Below are 4,468 nucleotides of genomic sequence, written 5' to 3'. Positions count from 1 at the left end.
ACTCTCGCAACAGGAGGCCTTCACCTGTCAGCGAGTCACGCAACAACGTCCCTGGACATCACATCTAGGCCGTGCCGCCGGCGCCCCTCAGGCCCCGGCGAAGCGCCGCCGCTGCTCGGCGAGCCGCTCCAACAGCACCCGCTGCTCGTGGAGCTCCCGGGCCTCCCAGGTGCGCGTCGGCCGCGTGCCCAGCGGACCGCTGCGGTGGTGCGCCCGGTCCAGGCGTGCGCGGACGTGGGCCAGCCGGGTGGCGGTGCGCTGGAAGTCCTTCATCGCCCGCCGGCCCTGGCCGCCGGCGCGCTCCCCGGCCCAGGCCACCGCCCGCCCCCGCTCGGACGGGTCGCCCACCATCCGGGCCTCGAAGGAGGTCACCTGCCGGTGGTCCACGTAGGGCTGCAGGTGGGTGGCGATGGTGCGCAGCTCGCGGCGGCGCAGCCAGAGGACGAAGACGAGGAAGGCCACGAACACCGGCACCTCGAAGAACAGGTAGACGAGGACCCACCCCGCCGGGAAGACGATGGCGAGGTTCCAGATGCCGTGCAGCAGCACCGCCGCGCACCAGCCGAAGACCGGCCACGCGATACGCCAGCCCTCCTCCCGGGAGAGCACGGCGCGCCCCACGGCCGCGCCGGTGCAAGCGGTGAAGAGCGGGTGCGCGAAGGGGCTCACCAGACCACGCACCACGAAGGTGGCCGTGAGCCCGGCCGTGCCCTCCTCGGCCACCGCGGTGGCGAAGTAGACGATGTTCTCCATGAACGCGAAGCCGGCTGCGACCACCCCGGCATAGACGATGCCGTCGAGCACGCCGTCGATGGCCCGCGGCCGGAACCACAGCAGACCCAGCAGGAACAGGCCCTTGAGCGACTCCTCGGCCAGCGGCGCCACCACCACGGCCGTCACCGCGTCGGCCGACAGGGCCAACAGCGAGGCCACCGCGTAGCCGATCTCGTTGACCACCAGGGCGAACCCGGTGGCCACCACGGCCCCCCACCCGAGGGCCAGCAGGAGCAGCCACGTGGGCTCGCGCTCGAAGGAGTCCAGCCACAGGAACACCGGCACCACGATGCACAGCGGCACGGCGGCCAGCAGCACCATGAGCGGCAGCGCCACCTCGCCGAACTGCAGACCGAGGGTGAGCGCCATGACCAGCGCCCCGATGCCGAAGAGCACCACCAGCACACTCCCCAGCGCGATGGTGGCGGGCCAGTCACGGGCAGGGGGCTGGGTGTACGGCGTGTACGGCATGGGCACAGGCTAGGCGGCCCGCCGGGAGCCCCTCGCTACGCTGGACGGGTGACCACTGACGCGACCTCCCCCGCCCCCACCGGCCCCGCGGCCGGCGCCGCCGAGCGCCCCAACCCGTCGGGCAACCACCGTTCCCTCACCGACCGCATCGTGTGGGTGGACTGCGAGATGACGGGCCTGGAGCGCCACGACGTGCTGGTGGAGATCGCCGCCCTGGTCACCGACTTCGAGCTCAACGTGCTCGGGGAGGGCGTGCAGGTGGTCATCCGACCCGAGGACCTCGGCGTGCTCGAGGAGCTCAACCCCGTGGTGCGCAGGATGCACACCGACAGCGGCCTGCTGGAGGAGATCGAACACGGTGTCTCCGCCGCCGAGGCCGAGCGGCTGGTCATGGAGTACGTGCGCACCTGGGTGCCCGAGGCGGGCAAGGCCCCGTTGGCCGGCAACTCCATCGCCACCGACCGCCGCTTCATCGCCGCCGAGATGCCCGAGCTGGACGCCTTCCTGCACTACCGCCTCATCGACGTGTCGTCGATCAAGGAGCTCTCGCGCCGGTGGTACCCGCGGGCCTGGTTCAACGCCCCGGAGAAGGCCGGCGGCCACCGCGCCCTGGCCGACATCCGCGAGTCGATCGCCGAGCTGGCCTACTACCGGGAGGCCGTCTTCGTGGCCGCCCCCGGGCCCTCCACCGACGAGGCCCGGGAGGTGGCCGCGCGCCACGCCCTCGGCTCGTGAACCCCGGCCCGGTGCGCCGTGGAGGACGCCACGGGGCCTCGGTGCACGAGCACTGCCCAACAGGGGTTAGGATGTTCCCCGCTGTCCGGCGCTGCGGTGCCGGAATCACGCGATGGTGGGCGTAGCTCAGCTGGTAGAGCACCGCGTTGTGGTCGCGGTGGTCGCGGGTTCAAGTCCCGTCGCTCACCCCATCGGGAAGGCCCGGGATCCTCAGGATCCCGGGCCTTCCTCGTGCACCGGCGCGACCTGGCCACCCCACTCCCCCGGCACGACGAGGGCCCGCCCTCCCGGTGCGGGACGGCGGGCCCTCGTGGGCGGGCTCGCTCAGCGGATGTGCGCGAGGCGGTACTCGCGCGAGTCCTCGATGAGGGCGTCGTACTTCTTCTCGGCCTTGGCGATGGCCTTCTCGGACCGCACCGGCAGGTCGAACTCGTCCTCCACCTGCGCGCCGTCGGCGAGGTTGCGCACCCGGATCACCGCGGCGTCCACCTCGGCGCCGAGCAGGACCACCGTGTTGGTGAGCCAGAGCCACAGCAGGAAGATGATCACACCGGCCATGGCGCCGTAGGTGGCGTCGTAGTTGCCGGCGAAGGCGATGTACAGGCCGAAGGCCGCGGTGGCCAGCACCCACACCACGAAGGCCAGGACGGCACCGGGCGTGAGCAGGCGGTTGGGGAGCTTGACGTTGGGGGTGGCCCAGAAGAGCAGGCGGATGAGCAGGATGACCACCAGGGCCGCCACCGGCCACTTGGCCCAGTTCCAGACCGTGATGGCGGTGTCGCCCAGGCCCACGCGGCCCAGGACGGCCTCGGCCAGGGGGCCGGTGAGCACGAACGACAGGCCGATGGCCACGATGCCGAGCAGCACCACGGCGGTGAGGCCCACCATCAGCGGGCGCACCACGTAGAACGGGCGGCCCTCCTTGACCTCGTAGATCGAGTTCATGGTGCGGCTGAAGGCGTTGACGTAGTTGGAGGCCGACCACAGGGCACCCAGCAGACCGACGACGAGGCCCAGGCCCGCCCCAGCGGTCTTCTGCTGCTCGCTGATGAAGGTCTCCAGGAAGCTGGTGGCGTTCTCCGGGGCGCCCACCTGCTCGGCGATGCCGATGAACTCCTGCGTGGTCGTCTCGCCCTGGCCGAACACACCGAGCAGGGAGACCAGCGCGATGAGGGCCGGGAAGATCGAGAGCACCGCGTAGTAGGTCAGACCGGCGGCCAGGTCGGTGCACTTGTCCTCGCCGAAGGAGTGCAGCGCCCGGCGCCCCACGAGCTTCCAGCCGTCGCCACCGAGGTCCTTGCTGCGGGTCTCCGGCTCGTGGCTGCCCAGCGGGGTGTTGAGCTCCTCGCCGCCGCGGCGGTCGGCCGCGTTGCCGTGCCCGCGGGTGTCGGCCCGCCCCTCCTCGCCGGCGGTGCGCACGGCGTGGCTGGCTCCGGCGGGGGCGGCCTGCGGCTCGTCGCCGGTGGCCGTCGAGGCCTCGGGGCGGGAGGTCCGTCCCTCCCCGCCCCGCTCACCCGCAGGGTCGTCCTGCGTCCAGTCGGCCACCTGCTCACGGCGACGGGCCGCGCGGTCACGGGCCACCTGCTCCTCCAGCTCGTGCGCCGGCCGGGAGGTGGTCCAGAGGTCGTCTTCGGAAGGGCTCATGCGGGTCCTCGGGGAAGTGTGCGGTCACGGTGCCCTCCCATCCTGCCCCGCCGGGCGCCCGCGTGCAGGCCGCAGCGCCGGTCAGGGGGCCATGAACTGCGCCACTCCCCTCCGCAGACTCCGCACCACCATGCTGATTTTGCGTTTCACGGGAGGTGTGTGTAATGTACTCCTCCGTTGCGCCAATAGCTCAATTGGCAGAGCAGCTGACTCTTAATCAGCGGGTTCGGGGTTCGAGTCCCTGTTGGCGCACCACTTCACGAGAGCCCCGGTTCACGCCGGGGCTCTCGTGCGCCCACCGTCTTTTCGGCATCGCCGGAATGAGGAACCCGCAGCCGTCGCATCGTGTGACGTGACCCGGAATCCCTTGCCACGCGTCGATCCGACTGTGAGGATGGGCACCAGGTGATCCGGCACTGTCGGCGATCGGCCCCACAGGACGGCCCCCACGGTCCGTGCTCGGTCCCGCACCCGGACGATTCGGCGACACGCACCCTCACACGGTGTTCTCGAAAGGTTGGACATGGACTGGCGAAGCAAGGCGGCCTGTCTCGACGAGGACCCGGAACTGTTCTTCCCCATCGGGAACACGGGCCCGGCCATCGAGCAGATCGAGAAGGCCAAGAAGGTGTGCGCACGCTGCGAGGTGACCGAGACCTGCCTGCAGTGGGCCCTCGAGACCGGTCAGGACGCCGGCGTCTGGGGTGGGCTCTCCGAGGACGAGCGCCGCGCCCTGAAGCGCCGCAACGCCCGCGCCCGCCGCGCCAGCTGACGCCCCTCCGGGCGGCCGACCGGGAACCACTCCCCCCGCCGCCCCTCCCGAACACAGCGGAACGCCCGCCAC

Annotated in this window: 4 protein-coding genes and 2 tRNA genes; 4 read left to right on the top strand and 2 right to left on the bottom strand. The window is 71.6% G+C overall.

The features are described from left to right. Positions 1 to 87: 87 nt before the first annotated feature. Positions 88 to 1,245: a PrsW family intramembrane metalloprotease gene (locus ACFFHC_RS04610; protein WP_101850007.1), complete on the bottom strand. Its 1,158-nt coding sequence runs from the start codon at positions 1,243 to 1,245 to the stop codon at positions 88 to 90. A 48-nt stretch (positions 1,246 to 1,293) separates the two neighbouring features. Here ACFFHC_RS04610 and orn point away from each other — a divergent pair, with 48 nt between their 5' ends. Together orn and ACFFHC_RS04600 are read left to right on the top strand one after the other, a co-directional pair. Next, a complete protein-coding gene (gene orn, locus ACFFHC_RS04605; RefSeq protein ID WP_141494899.1) occupies positions 1,294 to 1,980 on the top strand; it encodes an oligoribonuclease in 687 nt (228 codons plus the stop codon). Between the two features lie 115 nt (positions 1,981 to 2,095). Continuing rightward, positions 2,096 to 2,171: transfer RNA gene (locus ACFFHC_RS04600), tRNA-His, on the top strand. Positions 2,172 to 2,304: 133 nt separating this feature from the next. On the opposite strand, the gene ACFFHC_RS04595 is transcribed toward ACFFHC_RS04600, so the two are convergent. Next, positions 2,305 to 3,624, bottom strand: a complete 1,320-nt coding sequence (locus ACFFHC_RS04595; protein WP_141494900.1) for a YihY/virulence factor BrkB family protein — start codon at positions 3,622 to 3,624, stop codon at positions 2,305 to 2,307. A 179-nt stretch (positions 3,625 to 3,803) separates the two neighbouring features. On the opposite strand from ACFFHC_RS04595, the gene ACFFHC_RS04590 reads away from it, so the two are divergent. Continuing rightward, positions 3,804 to 3,879, top strand: a tRNA-Lys gene (locus ACFFHC_RS04590). Positions 3,880 to 4,147: 268 nt separating this feature from the next. Beyond that, positions 4,148 to 4,396: a WhiB family transcriptional regulator gene (locus tag ACFFHC_RS04585; RefSeq protein WP_070705212.1), complete on the top strand. Its 249-nt coding sequence runs from the start codon at positions 4,148 to 4,150 to the stop codon at positions 4,394 to 4,396. Positions 4,397 to 4,468 lie beyond the last annotated feature (72 nt).

This window comes from Kytococcus schroeteri, from assembly GCF_042433515.1.
Lineage (GTDB): Bacteria > Actinomycetota > Actinomycetes > Actinomycetales > Dermatophilaceae > Kytococcus > Kytococcus schroeteri.
This window is presented reverse-complemented; position numbering and strand designations above follow the sequence as displayed.